Origin of the sequence: Sorangium sp. So ce375, from assembly GCF_051473855.1 — a bacterium.
In the GTDB taxonomy this organism is placed as follows: Bacteria; Myxococcota_A; Polyangia; order Polyangiales; family Polyangiaceae; genus Sorangium.
The window spans coordinates 6,991,515-7,017,198 of sequence record NZ_CP150335.1 but is presented as its reverse complement, the minus strand read 5'-3'; the positions used below and the strand labels follow the sequence as shown (position 1 = coordinate 7,017,198).

At 70.7% G+C, this 25,684-nt stretch carries 27 protein-coding genes; 17 read left to right on the top strand and 10 right to left on the bottom strand.

Annotation, left to right across the window (positions count from 1 at the left end; translation table 11 throughout):
• Nucleotides 1-4 precede the first annotated feature (4 nt).
• From tssB to WME90_RS26010, 3 genes are all read left to right on the top strand, one after another.
• Entirely contained in the window at nt 5-505 is a 501-nt protein-coding gene (gene tssB / locus WME90_RS26020; protein WP_437274694.1) for a type VI secretion system contractile sheath small subunit, read from the top strand.
• 3 nt (nt 506-508) lie between these two features.
• A complete protein-coding gene (gene tssC / locus WME90_RS26015) occupies nt 509-1,993 on the top strand; it encodes a type VI secretion system contractile sheath large subunit (RefSeq protein ID WP_437274693.1) in 1,485 nt (494 codons plus the stop codon).
• Between the two features lie 147 nt (nt 1,994-2,140).
• Nucleotides 2,141-2,731, top strand: coding sequence for a TIGR00730 family Rossman fold protein (locus tag WME90_RS26010; RefSeq protein ID WP_437274692.1), 591 nt, complete (start codon nt 2,141-2,143; stop codon nt 2,729-2,731).
• Between the two features lie 37 nt (nt 2,732-2,768).
• On the opposite strand, the gene WME90_RS26005 is transcribed toward WME90_RS26010, so the two are convergent.
• Nucleotides 2,769-3,329, bottom strand: a complete 561-nt coding sequence (locus WME90_RS26005; protein WP_437274691.1) for a helix-turn-helix domain-containing protein — start codon at nt 3,327-3,329, stop codon at nt 2,769-2,771.
• Nucleotides 3,330-3,418: 89 nt separating this feature from the next.
• On the opposite strand from WME90_RS26005, the gene WME90_RS26000 reads away from it, so the two are divergent.
• Complete coding sequence (locus WME90_RS26000) at nt 3,419-4,231, top strand: SDR family NAD(P)-dependent oxidoreductase (RefSeq protein ID WP_437274690.1); 813 nt, start codon at nt 3,419-3,421, stop codon at nt 4,229-4,231.
• Nucleotides 4,228-5,283 (top strand): S-adenosylmethionine:tRNA ribosyltransferase-isomerase, encoded by a 1,056-nt coding sequence (locus tag WME90_RS25995; protein ID WP_437274689.1) that lies wholly within the window; start codon nt 4,228-4,230, stop codon nt 5,281-5,283. The genes WME90_RS26000 and WME90_RS25995 overlap by 4 nt, the downstream gene beginning before the upstream one ends.
• Nucleotides 5,284-5,313: 30 nt before the next feature.
• Here the strand turns inward: WME90_RS25995 and WME90_RS25990 are convergent, their stop codons facing one another.
• The gene (locus WME90_RS25990; protein WP_437274688.1) at nt 5,314-5,844 is read right to left on the bottom strand and encodes a hypothetical protein; all 531 of its coding nucleotides are present in this window, start codon (nt 5,842-5,844) and stop codon (nt 5,314-5,316) included.
• 275 nt (nt 5,845-6,119) lie between these two features.
• On the opposite strand from WME90_RS25990, the gene WME90_RS25985 reads away from it, so the two are divergent.
• The 4 genes from WME90_RS25985 (at nt 6,120) to WME90_RS25970 (ending at nt 9,148) form a co-directional block, all read left to right on the top strand.
• Nucleotides 6,120-6,767 (top strand): TetR/AcrR family transcriptional regulator, encoded by a 648-nt coding sequence (locus WME90_RS25985; protein WP_437274687.1) that lies wholly within the window; start codon nt 6,120-6,122, stop codon nt 6,765-6,767.
• Between the two features lie 86 nt (nt 6,768-6,853).
• Nucleotides 6,854-8,392: an FAD-dependent monooxygenase gene (locus WME90_RS25980; RefSeq protein ID WP_437274686.1), complete on the top strand. Its 1,539-nt coding sequence runs from the start codon at nt 6,854-6,856 to the stop codon at nt 8,390-8,392.
• A gap of 48 nt (nt 8,393-8,440) precedes the next feature.
• Entirely contained in the window at nt 8,441-8,842 is a 402-nt protein-coding gene (locus tag WME90_RS25975; RefSeq protein WP_437274685.1) for a group II truncated hemoglobin, read from the top strand.
• A gap of 69 nt (nt 8,843-8,911) precedes the next feature.
• Nucleotides 8,912-9,148, top strand: coding sequence for a hypothetical protein (locus WME90_RS25970; RefSeq protein ID WP_437274684.1), 237 nt, complete (start codon nt 8,912-8,914; stop codon nt 9,146-9,148).
• A gap of 49 nt (nt 9,149-9,197) precedes the next feature.
• On the opposite strand, the gene WME90_RS25965 is transcribed toward WME90_RS25970, so the two are convergent.
• Nucleotides 9,198-10,361, bottom strand: a complete 1,164-nt coding sequence (locus WME90_RS25965) for a M20 metallopeptidase family protein (protein ID WP_437274683.1) — start codon at nt 10,359-10,361, stop codon at nt 9,198-9,200.
• A 169-nt stretch (nt 10,362-10,530) separates the two neighbouring features.
• Between WME90_RS25965 and WME90_RS25960 the strand changes: the two genes are divergently transcribed.
• From WME90_RS25960 to argC, 4 genes are read left to right on the top strand one after another with little or no spacing between them, the layout of a single operon-like run.
• Nucleotides 10,531-10,743, top strand: coding sequence for a YgaP family membrane protein (locus WME90_RS25960; protein ID WP_437274682.1), 213 nt, complete (start codon nt 10,531-10,533; stop codon nt 10,741-10,743).
• 8 nt (nt 10,744-10,751) lie between these two features.
• A complete protein-coding gene (locus WME90_RS25955; RefSeq protein WP_437274681.1) occupies nt 10,752-11,366 on the top strand; it encodes an RNA polymerase sigma factor in 615 nt (204 codons plus the stop codon).
• Nucleotides 11,357-11,620: a hypothetical protein gene (locus WME90_RS25950; protein ID WP_437274680.1), complete on the top strand. Its 264-nt coding sequence runs from the start codon at nt 11,357-11,359 to the stop codon at nt 11,618-11,620. Before WME90_RS25955 ends, WME90_RS25950 begins: the two co-directional genes overlap by 10 nt.
• A gap of 54 nt (nt 11,621-11,674) precedes the next feature.
• Nucleotides 11,675-12,625 carry an N-acetyl-gamma-glutamyl-phosphate reductase gene (gene argC, locus WME90_RS25945; RefSeq protein ID WP_437274679.1) on the top strand — a complete coding sequence of 317 codons (951 nt, stop codon included), beginning with the start codon at nt 11,675-11,677 and terminating at the stop codon, nt 12,623-12,625.
• Nucleotides 12,626-12,637: 12 nt separating this feature from the next.
• Here the strand turns inward: argC and WME90_RS25940 are convergent, their stop codons facing one another.
• On the bottom strand, nt 12,638-13,606 hold the full coding sequence (locus WME90_RS25940) for a LysR family transcriptional regulator (protein ID WP_437274678.1): 969 nt from the start codon (nt 13,604-13,606) through the stop codon (nt 12,638-12,640).
• Nucleotides 13,607-13,682: 76 nt separating this feature from the next.
• Between WME90_RS25940 and WME90_RS25935 the strand changes: the two genes are divergently transcribed.
• Together WME90_RS25935 and WME90_RS25930 are read left to right on the top strand one after the other, a co-directional pair.
• Nucleotides 13,683-14,345 carry a glutathione binding-like protein gene (locus WME90_RS25935; protein ID WP_437274677.1) on the top strand — a complete coding sequence of 221 codons (663 nt, stop codon included), beginning with the start codon at nt 13,683-13,685 and terminating at the stop codon, nt 14,343-14,345.
• Between the two features lie 355 nt (nt 14,346-14,700).
• Nucleotides 14,701-16,155 carry a hypothetical protein gene (locus WME90_RS25930; protein ID WP_437274676.1) on the top strand — a complete coding sequence of 485 codons (1,455 nt, stop codon included), beginning with the start codon at nt 14,701-14,703 and terminating at the stop codon, nt 16,153-16,155.
• A gap of 124 nt (nt 16,156-16,279) precedes the next feature.
• Here the strand turns inward: WME90_RS25930 and WME90_RS25925 are convergent, their stop codons facing one another.
• Nucleotides 16,280-17,443 carry a PAS domain-containing protein gene (locus WME90_RS25925; RefSeq protein WP_437274675.1) on the bottom strand — a complete coding sequence of 388 codons (1,164 nt, stop codon included), beginning with the start codon at nt 17,441-17,443 and terminating at the stop codon, nt 16,280-16,282.
• Between the two features lie 239 nt (nt 17,444-17,682).
• Nucleotides 17,683-18,495, bottom strand: a complete 813-nt coding sequence (locus tag WME90_RS25920; RefSeq protein WP_437274674.1) for a hypothetical protein — start codon at nt 18,493-18,495, stop codon at nt 17,683-17,685.
• Between the two features lie 147 nt (nt 18,496-18,642).
• On the opposite strand from WME90_RS25920, the gene WME90_RS25915 reads away from it, so the two are divergent.
• On the top strand, nt 18,643-19,545 hold the full coding sequence (locus WME90_RS25915) for a nucleoside hydrolase (RefSeq protein ID WP_437274673.1): 903 nt from the start codon (nt 18,643-18,645) through the stop codon (nt 19,543-19,545).
• Between the two features lie 13 nt (nt 19,546-19,558).
• Here the strand turns inward: WME90_RS25915 and WME90_RS25910 are convergent, their stop codons facing one another.
• Entirely contained in the window at nt 19,559-20,248 is a 690-nt protein-coding gene (locus WME90_RS25910) for a transcriptional regulator (protein ID WP_437274672.1), read from the bottom strand.
• 294 nt (nt 20,249-20,542) lie between these two features.
• Between WME90_RS25910 and WME90_RS25905 the strand changes: the two genes are divergently transcribed.
• Nucleotides 20,543-21,409, top strand: coding sequence for a HEAT repeat domain-containing protein (locus WME90_RS25905; RefSeq protein WP_437274671.1), 867 nt, complete (start codon nt 20,543-20,545; stop codon nt 21,407-21,409).
• A gap of 216 nt (nt 21,410-21,625) precedes the next feature.
• On the opposite strand, the gene WME90_RS25900 is transcribed toward WME90_RS25905, so the two are convergent.
• From WME90_RS25900 to WME90_RS25890, 3 genes are all read right to left on the bottom strand, one after another.
• Complete coding sequence (locus WME90_RS25900; protein ID WP_437274670.1) at nt 21,626-22,393, bottom strand: phosphotransferase enzyme family protein; 768 nt, start codon at nt 22,391-22,393, stop codon at nt 21,626-21,628.
• An 88-nt stretch (nt 22,394-22,481) separates the two neighbouring features.
• Entirely contained in the window at nt 22,482-24,491 is a 2,010-nt protein-coding gene (locus WME90_RS25895) for a PAS domain-containing hybrid sensor histidine kinase/response regulator (RefSeq protein ID WP_437274669.1), read from the bottom strand.
• Nucleotides 24,481-25,611: a hybrid sensor histidine kinase/response regulator gene (locus WME90_RS25890; protein ID WP_437274668.1), complete on the bottom strand. Its 1,131-nt coding sequence runs from the start codon at nt 25,609-25,611 to the stop codon at nt 24,481-24,483. The genes WME90_RS25895 and WME90_RS25890 overlap by 11 nt, the downstream gene beginning before the upstream one ends.
• Between the last annotated feature and the right edge of the window lie 73 nt (nt 25,612-25,684).

Here is a 25,684-nt window from a genome sequence, read left to right as displayed (position 1 = left end):
TGCGATGAGCGGATCGAAAGAGGGATCGGTCGCGCCGAAAGAGCGCGTGAACATCACCTACAAGCCGGCCACCGGGAACGCGAAGGAGGACGTCGAGCTGCCGCTGAAGCTCCTGATGCTCGGCGACTACACGCAGCGGCCGGATCCGCGGCCCCTCGAGGACCGCAAGCCCATCAACGTGGACAAGGACAACTTCCAGAAGGTCATGAGCGAGCAGAAGCTCGGGCTCACCTTCAATGTCAAGGACGTCCTCTCCGAGCAGGAGAACAGCGAGCTCACCGTCAACCTCAAGTTCCGCCGGCTCAGCGACATGGAGCCCGAGGCGATCGCGAACCAGGTGCCGGAGCTCAAGAAGCTGCTCGACCTGCGCGCCGCGCTGACGGCCCTCAAGGGCCCGCTCGGGAACGAGAAGGCGTTCCGCAGCAAGATTCAGCAGATCCTGAGCGACCCGGCTCAGCGCAACAAGATCGTGAGCGAGCTCGGGCTCGACAAGGAAGGGGAGTAAGCGATGGCGACGGAGACACAGGCCGCGGGGAGCGCGGGCGTCCAGACCCTCGAGGGGGGTTCGCTGCTCGACGAGATCCTCGCCGAGACGAAGATGACGCCCGGCGACGAAGGGTACGAGATCGCCAAGCGGGGCGTGCAGGCCTTCATCTCGGAGCTCGTCGCCCCGCGGCGCGAGGGGGAGAAGGTCGACAAGGCGTTTGTCGACGCGCTGATCGCGGAGATCGACGTCAAGCTGTCGCGGCAGATCGACGAGATCCTCCACAACCCGACCTTCCAGAAGCTCGAGTCCGCGTGGCGCGGCCTCAAGTTCGTCATCGACCGGTGTGACTTCCGCGAGAACGTCAAGGTCGAGATGCTCAACTGCTCCAAGGAGGACCTCCTCGCCGATTTCGAGGACGCCCCCGAGGTGCCGAAGAGCGGCCTCTACAAGATCGTCTACTCGGCGGAGTTCGGGCAGTTCGGCGGCAAGCCGGTCGGCGCGATCATCGCGAACTACGAGTTCGGCCCGGGCCCTCAGGACATCGCGCTCCTGCAGAAGTGCGCCGCGGTCGCGACGATGTCGCACGCGCCCTTCATCGCGGCGGCCGGGCCGCAGTTCTTCGGCCTGAAGGACTTCCAGGGGCTGCCCAACCTGAAGGATCTGAAGTCGCTCTTCGAGGGGCCGCAGTACACGAAGTGGAACGCGTTCCGCGAGACCGAGGACGCGCGCTACGTCGGGCTCGTGATGCCGCGCTTCCTGCTCCGCCTGCCCTTCGGCGCCAACACCGTCCCGGTGAAGGCGTTCAACTACGAGGAGGACGTGGTCGGCCAGCACGACGCGTACTGCTGGGGCAACGCGACGTACGCCTTCGCCACCCGGCTCGCCGACAGCTTCGCCAAGTACCGCTGGTGTCCGAACATCATCGGCCCCCAGGCGGGCGGCTCGGTGGAGAACCTGCCGCTCCACCAGTACGAGGCGATGGGCGAGATCCAGACGAAGGTGCCGACCGAGATCATGCTCACCGAGCGGCGCGAGTTCGAGCTCTCCGAGGAGGGCTTCATCGGCCTCACGTTCCGCAAGGACTCGGACAACGCCTGCTTCTTCTCGGCCAACTCGACCCAGAAGCCGAAGTTCTTCGGGCAGAGCGACGAGGGCAGGGCGGCCGAGATGAACTATCGGCTCGGGACGCAGCTGCCGTACATGTTCATCATGTGCCGCATCGCGCACTACCTGAAGGTGCTGCAGCGCGAGCAGATCGGTACGTGGAAGGAGCGCGCCGATCTCGAGAAGGAGCTCAACGACTGGATCGGCCAGTACGTCGCCGATCAGGACGTCGTCTCCGCGGCGACCCGCGGGCGCAGGCCGCTCCGCAAGGCGAGGATCATCGTGACCGAGGTGCCGGGGAACGCCGGCTGGTACAAGGTCGACATGCAGGTGCGCCCGCACTTCAAGTACATGGGCGCCTTCTTCACGCTGAGCCTCGTCGGCAAGCTCGACAAGGAGTGACCGCGGGCCAGGGCACCGCCGCCGCGCGCGGGGGTGCCAGGCCGTCGCGCGCCAGGCCGCGCCGCCCGGGGGTACGCTACCTCCCGCGGCGCGCCCTCCCACCGATCCCCGCTGGACGAGCTCGCCCGCTGGCGTAGGCTCGGGCCCATGAGGACGCTCTCCAGGATCTGCGTTTACTGCGGGTCGAACCCCGGCGCGTCGCCGGCTTACCGCGAGGCGGCCGTGCGGCTCGGCGAGCTCCTCGCGGCGCGCGGGATCGGGCTCGTGTACGGGGGTGGCCGCGTCGGGCTCATGGGCGCGGTCGCCGACGCGGCGCTCGCGCGCGGCGGCGAGGTGATAGGCATCATACCGCACTTCCTCAACCAGCGAGAGATCGAGCACCGCGGGCTGACCGAGCTCCGCGTGGTCGAGACGATGCACCAGCGCAAGGCGGAGATGGCCGCCCTCGCGGACGCCTTCATCGCGCTGCCCGGGGGCGTCGGGACGCTCGAAGAGCTGTTCGAGGTGTGGACATGGACGCAGCTCGGCTCTCAGGAGAAGCCGGTCGGGCTGCTCGACGTGGCAGGGTATTACCGCCCGCTGATCGCCTTTCTGGATCACGTCGTGGCCGAGCAGTTCATGAAGCCGGCACACCGCGCCGTGCTGCAGGTGGCCGACGACGCGGCGGCCCTCCTGGAGCTGCTCGCCGCGTGGTACCCGCGCGTCGAGCCCAAGTGGATGGCGCCCGGCGAGCGGTAGGCGCCGCGGCGCCGTGTGACGCGCGCCGCTGCCGGTTTCAGAGCACGCGCGCGAGGACCACCACCGAGTAGCCGACCGCCGGCTGCTTGCCGGCGTTGTGGTACGAGTGGCGCTGATCGCCGCGGAACACGGCGACGTCGCCCGCGCCGAGCGTGAACCGCTCGCCGCTGACCACGAGCTTCAGCTCCCCCGACTCGCACGTCAGGTACTCGCGGGTTCCCGGGGTGTGCGGGACGCCCGTCATCCGCCCGCCCGGGGGGAGCTCGATGCGATCCATCTCCATGCCCGGGATCGGGTCCGGCAGGAGCTTGCGGACGAGCGCCTGCCCGGGAGATCGCGTGGGGAGCGCGTCGCGCGCGTAGAGCTGGCACGTGGCGCGGGGCGCCGAGAGCATCTCCTCGATCGAGACCTGGAGCGCGGCGGCGGCCCGGTGCAGCACGCCGAGCGTCGGGTTCGCCGCGCCGGACTCGAGGTGCGCCCAGGTCGCTCGAGGCACGCCGGCGAGCTTGGCCAGCTGCTGCTGCGTCAGGCCGCGCGCCTCGCGCAGCTGCTTGATGTTCTTCGCGAGCCGCCCCGAGAGCTCCGCGTCCTGGTCCATGCCCGGAGATTAGCACTCTTCCAAGGAATTGGAGCACGTTCCAACAGGAGAACCGGCGCGGATTAGGCTGGGTCGAGGAGGAAAGCACAATGAACGACGAATCGACCGGAAGCGATGCGCTGATCCAGGCCGAGGCGAGCTCCCATCCGTCGCTCCCCCGCGCCGCGCGGGGCGAGCGGTTCGCGCCGCGGGCGGCGCTGGTCACCGGGGCGAGCCGCGGGCTCGGCGCCGCGCTCGCCCGGGAGCTCGCCCGAGAGGGCGCGAAGGTGGTCCTCGTGGCGCGCGAGCGCGCGCCGCTCGAGGCCGTCGCGGCCGAGATCGCCGCGAAGGGCGGGGTGGCGCACGCGCTCGCGGCGGACATCGGGGACAAGGCCCAGACGCACGCGATCGCCGGCGCGGCGGCGGCGCTGGTCGGGCCGATCGATCTGCTCATCCACAACGCGAGCACGCTCGGCAAGACGCCGCTGCCGATCCTGCTCGACACGGAGTGCGAGGATCTCGGGCGCGTGCTCGAGGTCAACGTGGTCGGCCCGTTCCGCCTGACGAAGGTGATCGCCGGCGCGATGGCGCTGCGGCGACGCGGGGTCGTCGTCCACATCAGCTCGGACGCGGCGGTGAACGCGTATCCGCGGTGGGGCGCTTACGGCGTCTCGAAGGCGGCGCTCGATCAGCTCTCGCGCACCTGGGCCGCCGAGCTCGAGGGGACGGGCGTCGCGTTCTACGCGGTGGATCCGGGCGAGATGAACACGCGGATGCACGCGAAGGCCATCCCTGACGCCGACCCGAGCACGCTGGCCGATCCCGCCGACGTGGCGAGGCGCATCGTCGCGCTCGTCGGCCGCGCCGGCGCGGTGCCGAGCGGCGCGCGCCTCGAGGCCGCGCGCCTCCCGGAGGCGCCATGAGCCCCGCCACATGGCCCCGCGACAACCCGCTCGATGAGCGGCTCCTCCACGTGGACCCGCGAGCGGGGCGCCTGCGCGACGCGCGCATCGCGGATCTGCCTGAGCTCCTCGAGCTGGGCGATCTCCTGGTCGTCAACGACGGCGCCACGCTGCCGGCCTCGCTCCACGGCGCGACCGAGCGCGGCGAGGCCGTGGAAGTCCGGCTCATCGGCGAGCTGTCCGAGGGGCGCTACTCGGCCCTCCTGTTCGGCGCCGGCGACTGGCACACGCGCACCGAGGATCGCCCGGCGCCGCCCGACCTCGGCCCGGGCGACGCGGTGACGTTCGGAGACGATCTGTCGGCCGTGATCGAGCGAAGGACCGCGGCGCGCCTCGTGGAGATCGCCTTTCGCGAGCGGGGCGCCGCGCTCTGGTCGGCGCTCTACCGGAGGGGGCGCCCGATCCAGTATGCGTACGTCGCGGGCCCGCTCGAGATCTGGCACGCGCAGACGCGTTATGCGAGCCGGCCTCTCTGCGCCGAGCTCCCGTCGGCCGGGCGGCCCCTCGTCTGGGGGCTGCTGCTCGAGCTGATCCGCCGCGGCGTGCGGATCGCCTCGCTCACGCACGCCGCGGGGATCTCGTCGACCGGCGAGCCGGCGCTCGACGCGCTGCTCCCGTTGCCGGAGCGCTTCGACATCCCGGAAGAGACGGTGGCGGCGGTGCGCGAGGCCAAGGCGAGCGGGCGCCGGGTCGTCGCGGTGGGCACGACGGTGACGCGCGCCCTCGAGGGCTGCGCCGCCCAGCACGGGGGTGAGCTCCGCGCCGGGCCGGGGTTCACCGATCTGATCCTTCACCACGGCTTCCGGCCGAGGGTCGTCGACGGGCTCCTGACCGGCGTGCACGACCCGACCGAGAGCCACTTCCGGCTCCTGGAGGCGTTCGCGCCGGCCCCGCTGCTCCACCGCGCGAACGCCCATGCGGAGCGAGCAGGGTATCTCTGTCACGAGTTCGGCGACTCCTATCTCGTCCTCAGCTCCACAGCCGGGATCTCGGCGACCCGTTCGACTTCCTGACGTGGTTCGCGTTTCCCGAGGGCGACGCCGCTACTCGAGCAACCATTCCTGTCCGTCGCCGGTACACGACCCGCCGCACGGATCATCATGGGTCTCGTACTGGGGTGTGAAGCTCCGCTCTCCGACGAGGACGCCATCCCGTCGCTCCGTCACGTCGACGTGCCGCGGCGTGCCTTTGATCGTGACCACTCGCGTGAACAGCCCCGGGACCTGGTTACAGGTGTAGCCCGCGGAGCTCCCCTCCATCGTCTCCGTGCATTCTATCGTCGGATGGACGACGATCAAAACCCTCCAGTTGCAGTCGACGTACGAGTAACCATCGCTAGTATCCGGCTCTCCTGTCCAGCTGTAGGCGCAGTGGATCTCGTCGCCGTCGAGCGAGACATCGAGTGTGTATTCTCCTGTCGGCAGGGTATTGTCCTTCGTCTTGACCGTGAGGACGAAGGCGTCCTCGCAGCCGTCTTGGCAGTCGCTGTCGCTGCAGCCAGCGGGGGCTGCGATCACGGGCAGCGCGGCCAGGAGCGCTGCGGTGCTTCGTGCCCACGTCTTACGTCGAACCATCGAATAGAGCGCTCCAATCATGGCCTGTCCTCTCTCTGTGCCATCGGCACGCCGGTCGCCGCGGCTGAAGCAACAGGCGGGCCAGCGCTGCAGACGACCAGCCTGGCTCTCCGGCAGCCATGGTTCTTCCACCGGCCGACGGAAGGGCATGGCCCGCCGCTCGGCGAGGAGGCGTGGCACGCGTGTCAGGGCGACGCTGGCCGCACGGGCCGTGCGCGCGCGCTGGATCGCGCCCTTGACCGCCGCTCGTTCATGAGTAAATAAACATTTACCAGATGTCCGGCGACGCAAAAATAGAGACGCGGCGGGCTCTGCTCGACGCCGCCGCAGAGGAGTTCGCGCGGCACGGGCCTGACGGGGCTCGCGTGCACGCCATCGTGGGGCGCGCCGGGGTCAACGAGCGCATGATTTACCATCACTTCGGGAGCAAGGAGGGCCTCTACCGCGCGGTCCTCGAGGACCAGTGGTCCGGCCTCATGCAGGGGTGGCGGCCGGCGCTCGAGGCGTCGGCGGCGCTCGAGCCGCGCGAGGGGCTCTGGCACGCGTTCACGATGTTCTTTCGCCTGCTCCTCTCGCGCCCGCTGTGCATGCCGCTCGCGATGCACGAGGCGATGAGCGGCTGGCAATCCGCGCCTCCGGCGACGCTCGCGATGCTCCCGTCGCAGCTGCGCGATCTCTACGAGCGCGGTCAAGCCGGCGGGGTGTTCCGGCGAGACTGCGATTTCGAGCACTTCTATTGCACCGTCATGGGCGCGCTGGCCGGGATCGGCATCTTCGGTCCGCGCTTCTCGGACCTCCGGGTGCGCCTCTCGTGTGACCCCGAGCTCGCGGCGCGCCTCGGCGAGCAGACCGTGAGCCTCTTGCTGGACGGCGTGACCACGCCTGGATGGGCTGGCCGCGCGGGCGCTTCAGAGGCCACGTGACGTGAGCCTCGTCGATCCGTGGTCGCACACGGGTCGTCGCTGATCAATCGTTGTCAATCGATCGTTGCTCAACAAGGAGAGCGCGTATGAACGTCGATGTCGTCATCGTAGGTGGCGGTCCGACCGGGTTGATGCTGGCCTGCGAGCTGCGGCTCGCGGGCGTGCGCCCCGTCGTGCTGGAGCGGTTGCCCGAGGCCACGGGGCTCTCCAAGGCGCTCGGCCTCGGCGGGCGCGCCGTGGAGATCCTCGACCACAGGGGCCTGCTCGAGCGCTTCCGCGCTGAGCAGAGCGTCACAGAAATGACGCGCTTCGTGCACTTCGGCGGGATCCCGCTGGCCGTCGGCGGCGACCACGCGCGCGTCTCCAGGCGCTTCCTGAGCATCCACCAGGCGCGCATCGAGGCGCTGCTGGAGGAGCGGGCGCGCGAGCTGACGACGGAGATCCGTCGAGGTCACGAGCTCATCGGGCTGGATCAGGACGACGAGGGCGCGACGATCGCCGTCCGAGGTCCGGACGGCGACTACCCGCTTCGCGCTCGCTTCGTGGTGGGGTGCGACGGCGGACGTAGCCATGTGCGCAAGCTGTCCGGGATCGGCTTCCCTGGCCTCCCGCCCTCTCGGCTCCTGCGCTTGGCCGACGTCACGCTGGCCGAGGGCGCGGTGGAGGACGGGCACCTCGTGCTCTCCGGGGGGCGCCGCGTTCGCTTCGGGCTCGGCGGGATCGCCCTGGTTCCGCTGGGAGCGGGGGTGTTTCGCGTGGTCACGTCGGAGCCGTATCCGCCGGACTTCGATCGCGACGCGCCGATGACGCTCGACGAGCTGCAGGCCAGCGTTCGCGCGGCGCTCGGCGAGGACCTGCCCGTCCGCGAGGTGCGGTGGTTGTCTCGGTTCACCGACGCCAGCCGCCAGGCGGATGCGTACCGCGCGGGCCGCGTGCTGCTCGTGGGCGACGCGGCGCACATCCATCTCCCCGCCGGCGGGCCGGGCCTCACCACCGGATTGCAGGACGCGGTCAACCTCGGCTGGAAGCTGGCCGCGGAGGTCCACGGCTGGGCGCCGCCGGGGCTCCTCGACTCCTACCATGTGGAGCGGCACCCCGAGGGCAAGCGCGTGCTCATGCACACGCGGGCGCAGGGCGCGCTGATGATGCGGGACGAGCGCGTCGCCGCGCTGCGGGAGCTGCTCGGCGAGCTGCTCAAGCACGAGGAGAGCCTGCGGTATGTCGTCGAGATGCTGGACGCGGCCGACGTCCGTTACGAGATGCCGACCGAGCCCGGGGAGCAGCATCCGCTGCTGGGGCGATGGGCGCCGGACGTCCCGCTGATCACGCAGGAGGGGGAGACGCGGGTCGCGCAGCTGATGCACGGGGCCAGGGGCGTGCTGCTCGACCTGACCGGCGGCGCCGCGCTCGGCGGCGTGGCTGCGCCCTGGGGCGGTCGCGTGGACGTCGTGAGCGCGCGCTGCACCGCGCTGCCGCGCCCCGCGGAGGCGCTGCTGATTCGCCCCGACGGCTACGTGGCCTGGGCGGCCGCGGCAGGCGAGCCCGAGGCCTCTGCCCATCGCCGGCTGCGCCGCGCGCTCACCACGTGGTTCGGCGCGGCCTGCGGCAGCTCCGCGGCGGCGTGAGCCCAGCGGCGTGCAGCGCCGGCGCAAATCCGGTAGAGGGCATCGCCCATGGCCGAGCCGTCCGAGACCCCTTTCGATCTGCTGGGCGGCGAGCCGGCGGTGCGCCGGCTCGTCGAGCGCTTCTACGATCTCATGGGCCGCGATGAGCCGGCGCTCGCGCGACTCCACGTCTGCGACGAGGGCGGCCAGGTCGCCCGCGAGAGCCGCGACCGATTCGCGCTCTTCCTGATCGGCTGGCTGGGCGGGCCGCAGGACTACATCGCGGCGCACGGCCATCCGCGGCTGCGGATGCGCCACGCGCGCGTCCCGGTCGATGTGGCGATGCGCGATGCCTGGATGCGCTGCATGCGGGCGGCCATGGCCGAGCTCGCCGTACCCGAGCCGCTCCGCGCCTTTCTCGACCAGCGCTTCGCCGAGGTGGCGGACTTCATGCGAAACCGACCGGGCTGAGCCTCGCCGCTCCACGCATCCGCGGCCGCGGCCGGAGCGGGTCTTGCAAGCGTTGCCAACGAGGTCGCCATGAAGAAGCAGAAGAAGCGCCCGCCGGCACGAACTACGATGCAGAAGGACGAGACGGCCCCGGCCGCCGAGAACGAAGGAGCGCGGGAGCCCTCGCCGGAGCGCGGTGTCGCCGGAGGCGCGGCCAAGGGCGCGTTTGTCGGAGGCCTCCTGGGCGGCGGCGGCGGCGCGGTCGTCGGCGGCGCCGCCGGCCTGATCGGGGGCGCGCTGGGCGACGACGACGACTCCGGCTGGTGACCGGCGCCGGCGATCGCCAGAACGCCACAGGGCGTGGCCGCCGGCCGCGTCACTCCGGCTTGAGCGCGGCGAGCGTGGCGCGCGTGAAGATCTCCGCGATGAGCCCGATGGCGCGCTCGTCGAGATCGAACGCGTGGTGATGGTGCGGCGCCGCGCTCGGCCCGCCCGCGCCCACCGTGAAGAGGCAGCCCGGGACGCGGCTCGTGAACTCGGAGAAATCCTCGCTGACCGTGAGCGGGCCGGGGTCCATGACCTCGGCGCGCTCCGTCGCCCGCGCGGCGGCCGTCACCAGATCCACGGGCGCGGCGGCGTTGGCCGTGACCGGCGAGCTCGACAGCACCCGGAACTCGCACGAGGCGCGGAGCGCCGAGCACACGCCGGAGGCGATCCCCTGGATGCGCTCGAGCGCGTGCTCGCGGTTCGGCTGCGAGAACCAGCGCACGGTGCCCTGGAGCGTCACGCGCTCCACGACGACGTTGGACGCGTTCCCGCCGGAGATGGCCGAGATGCTCACGACGAGCGGCTCGCCCGGCTTCGTCTCGCGCGCGACGATCGACTGGAGCGCGGTGACGACCTGTGCCGCGGTGTAGATCGGATCGACCGACATGTGCGGCAGCCCGCCGTGGCCCGCCTTCCCGACGACGGCGATCTCGAACGTGTCGATCCCCGCGAAGAACGGCCCGAGCCGCGTCGCCACGATGCCGAACGGGAAGGGCGAGATCACGTGCGCGCCGAGCGCCTGATCGACGCCGTCGAGCGCCCCCGCCTCGATCATCTGGAGCGCGCCGCCCGCGAGCTCCTCGGCCGGCTGGAAGAGGAAGCGCACCCTGCCGGCGATGCGGTCCCGGCGCGCCGAGAGCAGCGTGGCCGCGCCGAGCAGCGCGCTCACGTGGGCGTCGTGGCCGCACGCGTGCATCACGCCCCGCGTCTCGGACGGGAAATCGTGGCCGGACTGCTCCTCGACCGGGAGCGCATCCATGTCGGCGCGGAGCAGCAGCGTGCCGCCGGGGCGCTCGCCCTCGAGGTCGGCGATGACGCCCGTCCCGGCCACACCCGTGCGCACCGACAGGCCGAGCTTGCGCAGGCGCTCCGCGACGAGCTGCGACGTGCGCACCTCGGTGTAGCCGAGCTCGGGGTGCCGGTGCAGATCGCGCCGCACGGCGACGAGATCGCGGTCGAGGAGCTGCACGTCCCGGCTCAGGTCATCGGCCATGCGCGATGCTAGCACCCGCCTGGATGCGTCGCGTAGGCGTGGACGCATCGCGTAGGCGTGGATGCGTCACGCAGGCGTCGCTTGGCCGCTTTCTGCGCCACCGGCGCAACGATTTCGTGAATCCTCCACCCCGCATCGGGGCTTCTCCGGACGAAGGATGGAGGAGCTCATGAAACGCAATGTGGGGAACATGGATCGGTTGCTGCGTGGTCTGGGGGCGCTCGCGCTGGTGGCGTGCGCTTGGGCGGCGCCGCTGACGCTCGTGACGCGCCTCGCCGTGTTCGGTCTGGCGGGCGTGTACATGATATTCACGGCGCTCTCGGGCACGTGTTTCGGGTACGCTCTGATGGGCAGGTCCACATGCCCGCTCCAGCGAAGTTGAGGCGCTGAATGGAAGCGTCGAGTTCACACGAGCCGGTCTTCACGGCGGCGGCGCGCGGCGATGACGGCGCGCTGGAGCTGCTCGTCCGCGCGTACCACGACCGCGTGTACCGCTTCGGGCTGCGCGCGTGCCGCGACGCCTTCGACGCCGACGACGCGGTCCAGGAGGCCTTCACGAAGCTCGCGCGCCGCCCGGATGTGGCGCGCGATCCGGGCGTCCTCTCCTGGCTGATGACGGTGGTCCGGAACGCGTGCCTGCGCATGCTGCGCCCCTTCGCGCGGGAGCGCTCGCGGCTGGGGGAGCGGGTGGACGACATCGATGTGGTGCCATCGGGCGATCTCGATCCTCAGGCAGCGTTCGAGCGCTGGCGGCTGGTCCGCGCCGTGCATGAGGCGATCGCCGTGCTGGAGCGGCCCTATCGGGAGGTGCTCGTGCTGCGCGACGTCGAGGGTCTGACGGGCGAGGAGGTGTGCCAGATGCTCGGGCTCGGCGAGGCGGCCATGAAGAGCCGCCTGCACCGGGCGCGGCAGCTCGTGCGGCGGGAGATCCTCCGGCAGGAGGGCGCGCCTTCCGCGTCATGTGTGCGGGGAGGGGAGGAGAGGAGAAACATGCCATGTTCGTGAGCAGGAGCCTTGTTGAGCACCTCGCGCGCGGGGCGATCTGCCTCGCGGCCCTCGTGGCCTCGGTGCTCGTCGCGCGCGCGTCCCTCTGGCTGGCGATGGCGCTGTTGCCGGTCGCGCTCGTGGCGGTGGGCGGATGCCCGATGTGCTGGACGCTGGGGTTGATCCAGATGGTCAGCGCCAGGGCGCGAGGGGAGCACCTCGACGCGCCGTGCGACGACGGTGGATGCGCCTGGGCGCCGCAGAGCCGTCGATGAGCTAGCGCGAAGCGCTGGTCCCGGGGGCGCTCTCGGCGTATGGACACGGCCACCATGCATCGGGTGTTCATCGACGGGCAGGAAGGTACGACGGGGCTCCAGATCCGCGAGCGGTTGCAGGGCCGTCGCGATCTCCAGCTGCTCGAGATCGACCCGGAGCGCCGCAAGGACCCGGCGGCGCGCCGCGCGCTGATCAACGAGGCGGATGTGCTCATCACGTGCCTGCCCGACGACGCCGCCCGCGAGTCCATCGGGTGGATCGAGAACCCGCGGACACGCGTCATCGATCCGAGCACCGCGCACCGCACGGCCGACGGCTGGGTGTACGGCTTCCCGGAGCTGCGCCCCGGGCAGCGCGAGGCCGTCCGCGGCGCGCGGCGCGTCGCCGTCCCCGGCTGCCACGCGACCGGGTTCCTCGCGCTCGTGGTGCCGCTCGTCGACAAGGGGCTCCTGCCCAGGGACGCCCGCGTGATCGCGCACTCGCTCACCGGCTACAGCGGCGGAGGGCGCAAGATGATCCAGGCCTACGAGCAGGCCGACGGGGCCCGCCGCGAGCAGCTCCGCGGCCCGCGCCCTTACGGGCTCACCATGCAGCACAAGCACCTGCCGGAGATGCGCGCGATCGCGGGCCTCGACAGGGCGCCCCTCTTCCAGCCGGTCGTGGGCGACTTCTACAAAGGCATGCTCGTGTCGGTGCCCCTGTTCGCCGACGCCCTGGCCCGACCGGCGACGCCCGCCGCGGTGCACGAGCTCTACTCGAGCTATTACGCCGGCGAGCCGTTCATCCGGGTGATGCCGCTCGGCGGACAGGGCGCGCTGGACGACGGCTACCTCGGCGCGCTGGAGTGCAACGACACGAACCGACTCGACGTGTTCGTGTTCGGCAAGCCGGATCAGATCCTGGTCGTGGCGCGCCTCGACAACCTCGGCAAAGGCGCCTCCGGCGCGGCGGTGCAGAACCTGAACCTGATGCTGGGCACGCCGGAGGCCACCGGCCTCGACTGAGCGTCACCCGGGTCACCCGGCGCGCGTGTAGAGCCGCGGCGCCGAGCTCTCGAGGGCGGCGATCAGGCGCTCCGCGGCGTCGGCCGAGGCGCGCCGGAACGCGATCCGCCACGGCCGGCGGAGCGGGCCGGACGAGAGCCGCTTGACCGCGAGGTCGCCGCCGCCGAGATAGGATTCCGTCACCCACTCCGACAGGGCCGCGATCCCCATCCCGGCGCGCGCCGCGTCGATCACGGCCTCCGTGAGCGGGAAGCGCAAGAGCTCGATCTTGGGCCGCTGCCGCCCGAAGACGGCGCTCATGAACCAGCGCGCCTCGGCCGGCGGCGCGTTCGACGTGATCAGCGGGCCCTTCCGGAGGTGGTCGCGCGTGAGCGACGCGCGCCCGGCGAGCGGGTGCGAGGTCGAGATCACGAAGACGACCTCGTCCGAGAAGAGCGGCCGCTCCACGAGCGCGGTGCCCGCCTCCCGCTCGCTCGGCAGAGGTGACGTGGTGAGCAGCGCGACGTCGATGTCTCCCCGGACGAGCGCGGCGACCGGATCGTGGGTGTGCTCCACCGCGAGCACGATCTCGAGGCGGGGCAGCCTGCGCCGGAGGCTCGTCATCGCGGAGGGCAGCCAGCGATACGCCGTGTAGCACTCGCACACGAGGCGGACGCGCGTCGTCGCGGCGACCGGCGCCGCGACCTCTCGCTCGAGCTCGCGCAGCTGCGCGAGGACGAGCCCGGCCCCCGCGATGAGCCGCTCGCCCGCGGCGGTCGGCGTGACCCCGCGCGCGGTGCGCTCGAAGAGGCGCGCGCCGACCCGATCCTCCGCCTGGGCGAGCGCCCGGCTCACGGCGGACTGCGTGATGTGCATCGCCGAGGCCGCGCCGGCCGTGCTCCCGGCGGCCGCCAGCGAGAGGACGAGCTCCAGATCGCGGATCTCGAGCTGAGGCCGCGGTCCGATCGCAAGGGGCGCAGGGGGAGGTGTTATGCGTGACACGCATAGACCCTATCACGACGATGCGTTGGACGCACAGCCCCCTGAGCCGCACCTTGGGCGCCGTCAGGAGGTTTTCATGAAGCTCTATTTTGCTCCGCTCGCATGTTCTCTCGCCACGCGCATCGCCCTCTACGAGGCCGGCGCGGAGGTGTCTTATGTGGAGGTCGACCTGAAGACGAAGCGGATCGAGGGGGGCGCCGACTACCGCGCGATCCACCCGCTCGGGTTCGTCCCTGCGCTCGAGCTCGAAGGCGGCGAGATCCTCGCCGAGAACGCGGCGATCCTTCAGCTCGTGGCGGATCGGTTCCCGAAAGCGGAGCTCGCGCCGCGGGATCCGCTCGGCCGGGCGCGGCTCCAGCAGTGGCTCGGCTTCATCGGGAGCGAGCTCCACAAGGCGGTCTACATGCCGCTCCTGGACAAGACGGCGCCGGCGGAGGTGAAAGCCTATGCGCTGGCCGGGGCAGCGCGCCGCCTCGGCTGGGTGGCCGACCGGCTCGAAGCGCGGGAGTTCCTGCTCGACCGTTTCTCGGTCGCCGACGCGTACCTCTTCGCGGTGCTCAACTGGTCCGTGGTCACGCCGATCGATCTGAAGTCCTGGCCGGCGCTCGCCGCGTACCACGCGCGCCTCCACGAACGTCCGAGCGTGGCGCGCGCCTTCGCCGAGGAGCGGGAGGGGTACTTCAAGGAGCAAGCGCGGCACGCGAAGGCCGCCGTCGACGCGCCGGCGCCGAACGGTTGATCCCAGCGGATCGCGCCCGGCGCGCGCGTCGGTCGGCGCCGGCGCGCTGGGCACGGCGCGACGGCGGATCGGCCCGAGGCGACGATGGCGTGCGACGGGAGCGGACACAGGAGGACGGAATGCGAGAGGAGGCGACGGCAGGCGACAAGCGATGAGGCGATGAGAGGCGAGGGCGTGACGCGTGATGCGTGATGCGTGATGCGTGATGCGTGATGAATGATGTGAGGCGGGCGGCGAAACCATGACCCCATGACGCACGAACATGGACATGCACATGGACGACGGCCGCGTGACGTCATTGTGCTTTCACGAATCCAGCTTCTCATGCGCGACCGGCTCTGATACGAGAGTCATCATGAGACACTTGCGACGATTCTTCGTATGTTCGGTCCTGGCCATTGCTGCGATCCCGGTCGGTTGCACGGCGGACGCGCCGGATGACGCCGCGCAGGAGTCCGAGGTCGGCTCGCTCAGCCTCGCCCTCGTCGGGAACAGCTCCTCGGGCGCGACGTACCGCCTGTCCCAAGCGTGGTTCGATATCTTCGGCCCGACGGCGCGGACCATCTACGGAGGTGCCGACACGCCGGCGCTCACCGAGGTTCTGCCCGTCGGCTACTATGACGTCGTGCTCCGGCCGGGCTGGGTCCTCGAGCGGTGGACGGGCGGTAGCTACCAGCCCGTCTCGGCGACCCTCACGTCGGCGAATCCGGTGCGGGTGTACATCGGCGAGGGCGCGACGTCGACCGTGGCGTTCCAGTTCCGGGCAGACGGCGACATCATTGCCGTCGGGAATGGAAGGCTCGACATCGTCATCGGGGTCGACGACACGACGCCGCCGCGTGAGGACACCGATGTGGCCTGCAGCAACGGCATCGACGACGATGGAGATGGCCGCCCCGATTGCTCTGATCCTGACTGTCAGATGCAACCGTTCTGCGGGCCGGTCGGCGAGGACACGGATTGGGAGTGCAGCAACGGCTACGATGACGACATGGACGGCCTCGCGGATTGCGCCGATCCGGACTGCCAGGGGTATCCGTTCTGCCACCCGTGGCGCGAGGACACCGACGTGGCCTGCAGCAACGGCTACGATGACGACGGGGACGGTTACGCGGATTGCTCCGATGCGGACTGCCAGTCGCAGCCGTTCTGCGTGCCTTGGCTCGAGAACACCAACTGGGCGTGCAGCAACGGCGTCGATGACGACGCGGACGGGCTGGCGGATTGCGCCGATCCCGAGTGCCAGGGGCAGCCCTCCTGCGCGATGTCGGGCCTCGTCATCGAGGACTTCGAGGACGGCGATCTCCTCATCTCCCCGCCGTACGCCAGCCGCACTCCGCCGTTCACGGGGCCCTGGGGGACGTACGACGACGGGACCATCCCGCCGGTCGACCTGTTCCCCGTTCCCGGGCCGTTCAGCTCGACCGCGCTCGCGGCGCGCTCCCCGGGGGTGCCGTCCGCGTCGGGCGCTGGCGTGGTGCTGGCCTTCGACATGTGGCCCGTCGATCTGTCGGCGTTTCAGGGCATCCGCTTCAGCATCCGTACCCAGGGCGCCCCCGTTCGCTTCGAGGTCGGCACGCTCCTCACCAGGCCCGAAGGCGGGGTCTGCTCGACGTGCTACGACAGCCACGGGAACGATTTCTGGTTCGGGCCGGAGTGGGCTACCGTGGAGCTGCGTTGGTGGGATCTGGTGCAGCAGGGGTGGGGCACGCCGGTGCCGTTCGAGCCGTGGGCCGTCACGAGCCTGAACTGGCGCACGTCTCCGGGGCAGCCGATGCACATCGAGATCGACGACGTCCAGCTGTTTTGAGCTCGGGCGCCCAGGGAGCAGCGCCAGCGCTGGTGCTGCTCCCGAGCGCCTGGTCGCCCAGGATCGTCCCTGGCGCCTTGGCCTCATGGAGGTTCGCTCCCCGGGCCGGCTTCCCGCGGTCGCGCTATGCGACGTCGCGGGTGGGCGGCGCCGGGCGCGCGGTCAAACGCCGCATGCAATGCGTAAGGCCGGCCCGCAGGTTGGCCTTTGTCACGATGGCGCTGAGATCGAGCCCCAGCGCCACCATCGTCTGCGCCACGGTGGGGCGGATGCCGCAGATGATCCCCTCGGCGCCGAGCAGCTGGATGGCCCGCACGAGCTTGATCAGGTGATCGGCGACCTTCGTGTCCACCATCTGAACGCCGGTGAGGTCCAGGACCGCAAAGCGCGCCCCGCGGCTCGCGATCGCCTCGAGCAAGCTCTCCATCGCGTCGGCCGTCCTCGCGCTGTCGACGACGCCGATCATGGGCAGCGCCAGCACGCCGTCCCACACCTCGATGATCGGCGCGGCGAGCTCCCGGATGACCCGCTGCTGCGCCTCGATCACGTCGAGCTTCGTCTGGAGCGCCTGCTGCGCGCGCTGCCCCTCCGTGACGTCGAGCGAGAACCCGAGGACGGAGCTGACGTGCCCCTCTTCCTCGGAGAGGGGGACCATCCAGCTCTCCCACACACAGCCGTGCGCCTCGGCCATCCCGTGCACCGGGTCGCCGGCCAGCGCGCGCCTGACGGCGACCCTGGCGTCGCTGTAGAGCTCAAAGATGTTCGCTCCGACGTGCTGGCCAGGTCGATGGCCGACAGCCTCGAGCCCCTTGCCTTCATGGTAGAGATACGTCCCCTCGGCATCGACGGCCCACATGGCTATCGGAAGGGCTTGGATCAAAGCGCGGAGCATCCTGTCCCGAGCCCTCAGCTCGGTCAGCTCGTCGAGCGCGCCATCGCCGATCAGCGCGTCTCGGAACGAGCCGTAGACCAGCCCATCCGAACGCGCGCTGCGCACCACGCACGCGAGCGGTCTGTAGCTGCGCTCCGCGCTCACGACGCGGCCGTGGACGTGAACGGGGTCCGTGCTCTCGCGCACTTGCTCCCACCTTGTGGTGAGCGCGCAGCGGTCCTCCGGGTGGAAGAGCTCGGTCAATGGGGTTCCTTGCGCGAGCGCGGGCCCGATCGTCTGGCCCAGCGCGTCGCTCCATCTCAGCAGCGCTCCGTCGCTCCCGGCGACGAACAACATCTCCGTGGAGTGTGCGATAAAGTCATCCAGCGAGCTCAGTGCTCCGTTTGCGTCAGCCATCGTATTCCCCTCCGCAACCGGACAGGCATACCGGGATTGCGCATAACAAGGTAGATCGATGACCGCACGCGAATAGTAGGGCGCAATCCGCGACGCGCACGAAGGCATGGCCTTAATCCAATCGTCGGAGCACACGAGGGGGACATACCGCCTGGGGCCACGCTCGCCGCGCGATCTACGGCGATCCGTACGACCGGTACGTACCGGTTCGTCCGCGTCGGAGCGCCTGAGAGGCGCTCTCAGGCGCTGGAGCCGGGGCTACGGGTCGGAATGCCGAGCAGATAGAGCTTCTTCGCTCTCCCGCCGGTCACGCCCTTTTCCCATCTGTAATCTGCATTCCGGAGCCCGCTCAGCAGCTCATCCAGGTCGTCGAGCGTGTAGGTCCGCGCGTTCGAGACCGCTCCGTCCCATGCGAAGCACAGCGGGATGATCGGCACGAGATAGGTGAAGACGAGCTGCCGCGCGGTCATGGGCCTCACCAGGGGCGTGATGAGGAGGCACATCACGAAGTTGATCGGAAGGGCGAGCCACCCGAGGAACATCGGATGACTGTTGTCGCTGATCTCGAAGATACAAATCGGCTGCCTGCTCCTCTGGGCCGACTCCAGTATCTTCCTCGCGTCCTCCGGCCTCATGTGATGAAAGCTGCTGACCATCGTTCTAAGGCCCGCGAAACCAGCCGCCTCACCGCCGATCTTCGTGGCGTCCACCGGGCTCGTCCGGTAGGATACGTTGCTCCCTTCCTGGTTGTTGATGAGCGCCGCCGCCTCCATGCTCGGGTACAGGTCCGTGAGCGTCAGCTTGATGTCCTCGAACCCGGGCTTTTCGCGCAGGCTCCGCACCACGTCGATCATCGGCCCGCCGCTCCCGGAGCAGAGGTCGATGATGTTCGATGTGCTCGACTCCTTCAATGCTCTGGCGACCAGCTCCGCCAGCGCCTCGGTCGTGCCCAGCGCTTTGTGCATGATCACGATCAGGCGTGTCATGCAGGCCCGTAGCCACCCGGGAAACCAGCTGAAATCCTCTAGCTCGAACAGGTGTATGCGCTTCATTCGTTCCTTGGGGTCGTGCGGTCTGGCCGCGCGCGGCAGCGCGGGGCGGGCGCTGGATCTGTCGGGCGGCCGGTCGTCTCGCCGGCTGCCCGCGCAGATCGAGTCTAGTCAATTTCGCTCTACCGCGCGATGGGATGGAGGTGCGCCGTGATGCGGATGATCTTCGAGATGGAGACCGCGGACCCGGACGACTTCATGACGCTGCTCTGGCTCGCCGATCATCCCGGCGTCGAGCTGCTCGGCGTGCTCGTCACGCCCGGCTCCCAGGATCAGTGCCGGCTGGTCCGCTGGGGCCTCGATCGCTGCGGGCGGCCGGAGGTCCCGATCGGCGCGCTGCACGGCCCCGCGTGGTGGGCGACGAGCGAGGGCCAGAAGGCGCGGGTCTCCCGCTTCCACGAGGTGTGCTACGGCCCCGGCATCGTGGAGCACCCGGCGGGCGAGGTCGCGGGCGGCGCCGCGCTGCTCGCCGAGCTGCTGCGCGATCCGGACGCCACGGTGCTCGTCGGCGCCGCGCCCAAGAACATCGGCAAGGCGTTCAAGGACGCCCCTGGGCTCCGGCTCGCCCGCTGGGTGCAGCAAGGCGGCTTTGCGGGCGACAACCTGGTCGCGGAGCCGCTCGAGAAGTTCCGTGGGCGCCTCACCTGTCCGAGCTTCAACCCCGGCGGCGCGCCCCGGGAGACGCTCGCGCTGCTCGCCTCACCGCAGATCGAAGAGCGGAGGTTCGTGTCGAAGAACGTGTGTCACGGGGTCGTCTATACCCGGGCCATGCGCGACGCGCTGAGCCGGCGGCTCGCCGGGCGATCGCCGCGGACCGGCCTGACGATGATGGTCGACGCGCTCGATCGGTACCTCGAAGACAAGGGCGTCGGCAAGGCGATGCACGACCTCGTGGCGGCCGCCTGCGCGCTCGACGAGCGCGTGTGCGACTTCGTGGAGGTCGAGATCTATCGCGAGAAGGGAGAATGGGGTGCGCGCGCCGCGGCGGGCACGCACACGCAGATCTCGGTCGGGTTCCACGAGGAGCGCTTCCTCGACGTGCTCGCGCGCTAGGCGCAGGCGGAGCTCAGCGGCCTGCGCAGGTCGTGCGGAGGGCGCGCGCCTTGTCGATGCACGCCGCGAGGGCGTCCTCGGGCGGCTCGTCCGGGCACGCGGCCTCGAAGGCGCGGATGGCGTCGCGGAGCCCTGCCGCGCCGCCGACGCCCAGATCGAGCTTGTGCTTGCGGGCGTCGTCGTCGTCGTCGCCGCCGACGAGCAGGAGCGTTCCGACCACCGCCCCGACGACGACGACGCCCGTGACGACGCCCGCCACGATCACGCCCGTCTTGCCGTCCACGTCCGGCGGCTCCGCGTCCGGGAGCGACGGCGTGCCCGCCGGGATCGGCTTGGCCTCGAGGCCCGCGGCGAGCGCGGTGGTGGCGATGCCGCCCGCGAGCCCCAGGCCGCCGATGACGAGGCTCGACACCGTGAGCGCGCTCGGCCCCGCGTCCGCGCGCGCGCTCACGCTGGCTTCGATGCGCACCTGCGCGGCGTTGCACGCGGCGTAGGCGTCGAGGCGGTGGATCTCGAGCGACGCGCGGGGCGCGGTCTCCGGCGGCAGCTTCGCCGCGAGGATGATGTCGTCCGCCGAACGCCGGAACGTGAGCGGCTCGGGCGCGGCCGCAGGCGGCGTGGAGGCCTTGCCGCAGCCGGCCAGTCCACACGCGATGAGCAAGAGCGTCGTGCAGGAGAGGGCATGATCGCGCGTTTGGGTCATACAGCCACGCTACGCCGATCGAGCGCGGTTTCGTCGAGCGAAATTCGCCCCATCGCAGATCCGATCATCGCCGGCGAGCGGGCTGAGCCTGGATGACAACGTGGTGGGGTCGACGCGTCGAGGAGCGGAAGGTGCGATATGCGCAGGCCTTTCGACCGCCCCGAACGTGAGCTTCACCGCGTGTGTTAAGATACCATCCTTGGCGGCCGGCCTCGCGTCTCGCGGGGAGAGGGCCGGTCACGGCGAGGGTCTTCGCAGGATGAGATTCGAGCGGGCGCTGCGCGAGGTCAGGAGATGAGCACGGCCGATCGCCGGCGGCCGGCGGATGTCCTCGAGGCGCTCCTCCGGGAGCCGCAGCGCCGCGCGCTCTGGCAGGCGTCGGCCAGAGCGCTCATGCCGTTCCGCCGCGGTCCGGTGCCCGCCGAGCTCTCGGCCGATCTTCTGGTGCGGGTCCTCGACCTGCGACGTCCTGCCGAGGGGTACGACGAGAAGCTCTATGCACGTCTGGACGTCGCGCACCTGCGCGGCCACGTTGCGCGCACGCTCGGGAGGATGGGCCGTCGCGCCGCCGTCGCGGTGCCGGTGCTCGTCGGGACGCTGCGCGAGCCGCTCGGGGAGCGGTGCTCGCCCATGTGCTGCTCGGCCTCGTCCGTGCGTCACGAGCAGATCCTCGCCCGGGTCAGCGTGCTCGATGCGCTGCGCCGGCTGGGCCCGCAGGCAGGGAAGAGCGTGCCGGCCGACGTCGTGGCGGCGCTCCTCGCGCCGGCGTCCCGCAGGATCGCCCTGAGCGCGGCGGAGCTCCTCGCGCGACATCCGGAGAGCGCGCTTCACCACCGCGCGGCGCTGCTCGAGGCGCTCGAGCATCCATACGCGCCCGTGGTCGAGGCGGCCGCGCGCGGGCTCTCGCGGGCGGCCCCGAGCGCCGCGCGCGAGGCGGTGCGTCCTCTGACGACGCTGCTCCGACACGAGCAGGGCGGCGTGCGGCGCGCCGCGATCCGGGCGCTCGTCGCGATGCGCCCGGGCGCGAAGGGAAGCGAGATCGCGCGGGCGGAGGAGCGCTTCGTGTGGCTCGCCGAGCGCGATCCGGACGCGGCCGTGCGGGCGGTGGCCCGCCGCGCCCTCGGGTCGCTCGGGGGCCCGTCGGGGGTCGACGGTGGCTAGGACTTCCGCTCGCCGCTGTCGCCGAGCATCCCCTCGGGCTTGAGCCCGATCACGAACTTCCCTCCGGCCTTCGCCATCTCCCCGAGCGCCTCGATCTCCCACAGCTTGAGCAGCGCGGGGGTTATCGGCGATCGCCCGCGCCTCCTCGATCTGGGCGGTCAGCTTGAGCTGAATCCGCTCCTTCTGAGCAGGAAGGAACGCTCGCGTCCGGGTCCCTCACGGGGTGAACGCCCGCAGCAGCCGATCGCGCTGCGCCCGCACATAGCGGATGTCCTCTTCGTACAAAGCGGGGTGGCCGGCCGCGATGTGCGCCTGGGATGCCGTGTCGCCGGCCGCGGCCCGCGCGCGCATCGAGGCGAGCAGCGCCGTCAGCCGGTCGGCCACGGTGTCGAGCAACTGGGGCCCGGGGGCGAAGCCATAAGCGCGGCAGAACCGAGCTGCGTGCCGCGCCTGGTCCTCGGGGCTGCCGGCGCTGTCCGGGTTGCTCGGCGCGTGTAGCGGCGCGAAACGGTAGACAGCGTACGCCACGTCCCACACGCGCGGGCTCGGATGAGCGGTATCGAAATCGATGAAGCCGACGACCCGGCCGCCGCGGACGACACAGTTGTACGGCGCGAGGTCGCCGTGACAGATCACGTCGGCCGGCGGGCGGGGCGGGAGCTGCCACCGGTCGTCCGGTCCTGACACGAACGTCGCGCTCGCGTCGTGAAAGCGGCGCAACAGGGTGGCAGCGGACGCGAGGAGCTCGGGAGTGCGCAGCTCGGCCGGGAGCGGGTTGTGTACCTCGCCATCGAGGTACGACAGCACCTCGTTCCCCTCGTCGTCGTGCCCGAGCGGCTCCGGCGCCGCGTCGAAGCCCGCCGTCCGGAGGTGCCGCAGCAGCCGGTGGATGGCGGGCGTCGCCGCCGTCGCGGGCCGGTGGACCCTGTCGCCGCGCCGGCGCACGGTGTTCACGCCGCCCTTGAATACCTGCTCATCGCCCATGCAGAGCCCTCCTCGCTGCGGCCAATGTTGTGGTGGCGCATCACAGAGCAGCACGTCCGGGCGCCTTTCGTCAGCGCGCCTCGGCGCGCTACGGTCGGATGAGGAGCTCCTCGAGGACGGTAGTCAGCTCATCGACCCTCACCGGCTTGGTCAGGTACCGATAAAACCCGGCCTGCTCGGCGCGGCGGGTATCCCGGGCCATCGCCGCCGCGCTCAGCGCGATCACGGGGATGTCGCGCGTCTCCGGCCACTCCCCGAGCTTGCGCACGGCCTCGTAGCCGCTCATCCCGGGGAGGTTGATGTCCATGATGACGACCTCGGGCTGCCGTGAGCGCGCGAGCTCGATGCCGATCTCGGCGTTCGGCGCGGTGATCAGGTGAACGCGCTCGAACTCGGAGATGAGCTCCTCCATGAACGCGATGTTCGACGGGTTGTCTTCAACGTACAGGACCGAATGGCGGACGCTGCCGGGCCCGGCGAGCGGCGACGCCTCCAGGCGCGCATCCGCCTGCGCCGGGGCGACGACCGCCGGCGGCTCCTGGTGCGCCGGGAGCTCGATCCAGAACTCGGACCCTTCGCCCGGTACGCTGGCGAAGCCGACGCCGCCGCCCATGAGCTCCGCGAGCCGCTTCGTGATGGCGAGGCCGATCCCGGTCCCCTCGATAGGCCCTGTCTCCTGGCCGGCGCGCTGGAAGGGCTGGAAGATCTTCGCGTGCTGCTCTTGAGGGATGCCGATGCCGTTGTCGATCACGCAGATCTTCACGACCCCGTCCTCCGGCATCGACACCGCGATCGTGGCGCGGCCTCCCCGCCGGCCGTACTTGATCGCGTTCGAGCCGTAGTTCATGAGGATCTGCGCGAAGCGCGTGCGATCCGCGGTGATCTTGGGGAGCTCCCCGGGGAGGGGCGCGAGCGCGATCTCGATCCCGGCGCGCTGGGCCATCGGGTCGAGCGTCGCCTTCACCTCGGTCAGCACCTCGGGGACGTTCACCGGCTCGATCGACACCGTGACGCGGCCCGCCTCGATGCGCGAGAGGTCCAGGATGTCGTCGATGAGCTTGAGCAGGTGCTCGCCGCCCTTGAGGACGTGCTCTATCCGCTCCTTCTGGCGATCGGTGAGCGGCGTCTTCCTGTCGCGGTGCAGGAGCTGCGCGAAGCCGAGGATCGCGTTGAGCGGCGTGCGGAGCTCGTGGCTCATCGAGGCGAGGAACTCGCTCTTCGCGGAGCTCGCGGCCTCGGCGATGCCCCGCGCCTTGCGGAGCTCCTCCTCGCGCTGCACGTCGCCGGTCGTGTCCCAGAGGGTGCACACGGTGCCGGCCTCGGCCGTGCGGCGCTCGGTCGCGCGCAGGCTGCGCCCGTCGCTCGTGCAGAGATCCAGCGTGCCATTCGGCTCCGCGTGGTAGGCGAGCATCCTTTCGCGGAAGGCGGCCGGAGGCTCGCCGCCGAGGGCGAACTGCCCCGCGGCGAGGCTCTCGACGAGGATCTCATCGTAGCTCCGCCCGACCATGGGGCCGTTCACCCGCGCGCCGAGCCAGTGCCGATACACGCTGTTGCAGAGCGCGAGCCGATCCTGCGCGTCGAACACGGCGAACGCGCCCTGGAAGCTCTCCACCGCGCTCCGCAGGAGATCGCTGGTGCTCTTTGCCGCGGCCTCCAGGCGCTTGCGCTCGCTGATGTCGCGGATGGCGCTCGAGACGAGCGTGCCCCCCTCGCTCGCCAGCGGGCTGAGGCTGATCTCGACCGGGAACTCGCTGCCGTCCTTCCGGCGGCCGAACAGCTCCACCCCCGACCCCATGGGGCGCGCCTTGGGAGCGGCGATGAACGCCGAGCGGTTCGCGACATGAGACCGCTGGAACCGCTCAGGGAGCAGGATCTCGATCGCCTGCCCGATGAGCTCGCCGCGCGCGTAGCCGAACATCCGCTCGGTCTGGAGGTTGACGAACACGATACATCCCCGCTCGTCGACGACCACCATGGCGTCCGGCGCCGCGTCGATCAGCAGGCGGAACGTGCCGTCGTCGAGCTTTCGGACGCCGGGCGCGTGGGGCGCGTGCTCGGGTGCAGTCAGGCGCTCGGTGGAGAAGGTTTCATGTGTCATCGGGGAGCCTCACACAGAACACGGCGCCAGGCGCGTTGTCCTCGATACGGATGTTTCCGCCGTGGGTCTCGACTGCCATTTTGCAGAACGCGAGCCCGAGGCCGCGGCCGGCGCGGTGGAGGGCTGGCGCATCACCTCCGAGCTGGACGAAGCGATCGAACACCTGCTCGCGCAGCTCGACGGGGACGCCGGGCCCCCGGTCCGCGACGCGGATCTCCACCTCGGCGCCGTCCTTGATCGCGCTCACCGTCACCGCCGTCCCGGCCGGAGCGTGGACGATCGCGTTCTCGAGGAGGTTCTCGATCGTGCGGCGGAGCAGGTCCGGGTCGGCCCGGACAGCGGGCACCTCGACGGCCTCGCGCAGCGAGATCGAGCGGGAGCTCGCGCGCAGGTCGAGCGCGGCGAACGCCTCGAGGACGAGCGCGCGGAGATCGACGCTCGCTCGCTCGGGGGCGAGCCTCCCCTCCTCGCTCTTGCTGATGTCGAGCAGGTTGTAGATGAGCCGCAGCAGGGCCCGCGCCTGGTCGCGGATGTGCCGCGCGGAGTCGCGCGCCTGCTCCGGGAGCGCGCGGTCCCGGAGCAGGAACTGCGCGTGCAGGTCCATGCTGCTCACGGGGTTCTTCAGATCGTGCACTACGAACGCCGTGAGCCGCTCCTTCTGGAGCTGGAGGCGCATCAGCGCGTCGCGCTGCTGCCGGACGAGCTCGACGTGGTCGCGCAGCTCGGCGCCGAGCCGGCGCAGCCGCAGGGCGGTCTGCACCCGCACGAGCAGCTCCGACGGGCGGATCGGCTTCGTCAGGAAGTCGTCGCCGCCGGCGCGGAGCGCGCTGTCGAACGTGTCGACGTCGCGGAGCGCCGTCAAGAACACGATCGGCGTGCTCGCGCCCTCGGGCAGGCTGCGGATCCGGGAGCACACGGCGAACCCGTCCATCCCGGGCATCCGCACGTCGAGCAGCACGCAATCGGGCTTGTGGAGCTCGAATTGCTGGATTCCCTCCTCGCCGGTGACGGCGAGCACGACCTCGTAGCCGTCGTCCTCGAGCGTGGCCTGGGCCAGGGCGCGGTTCTGTTCGTTGTCGTCGACGACTAGAACCCTGGATCTCGGCTCGTGCTGTTCCATGCGCCCTCGGCTCCGGGCGCGAGATTACATGAGGGGCAACGGTCCTACCACAGTCTTCAGGCCACGCTCGTCC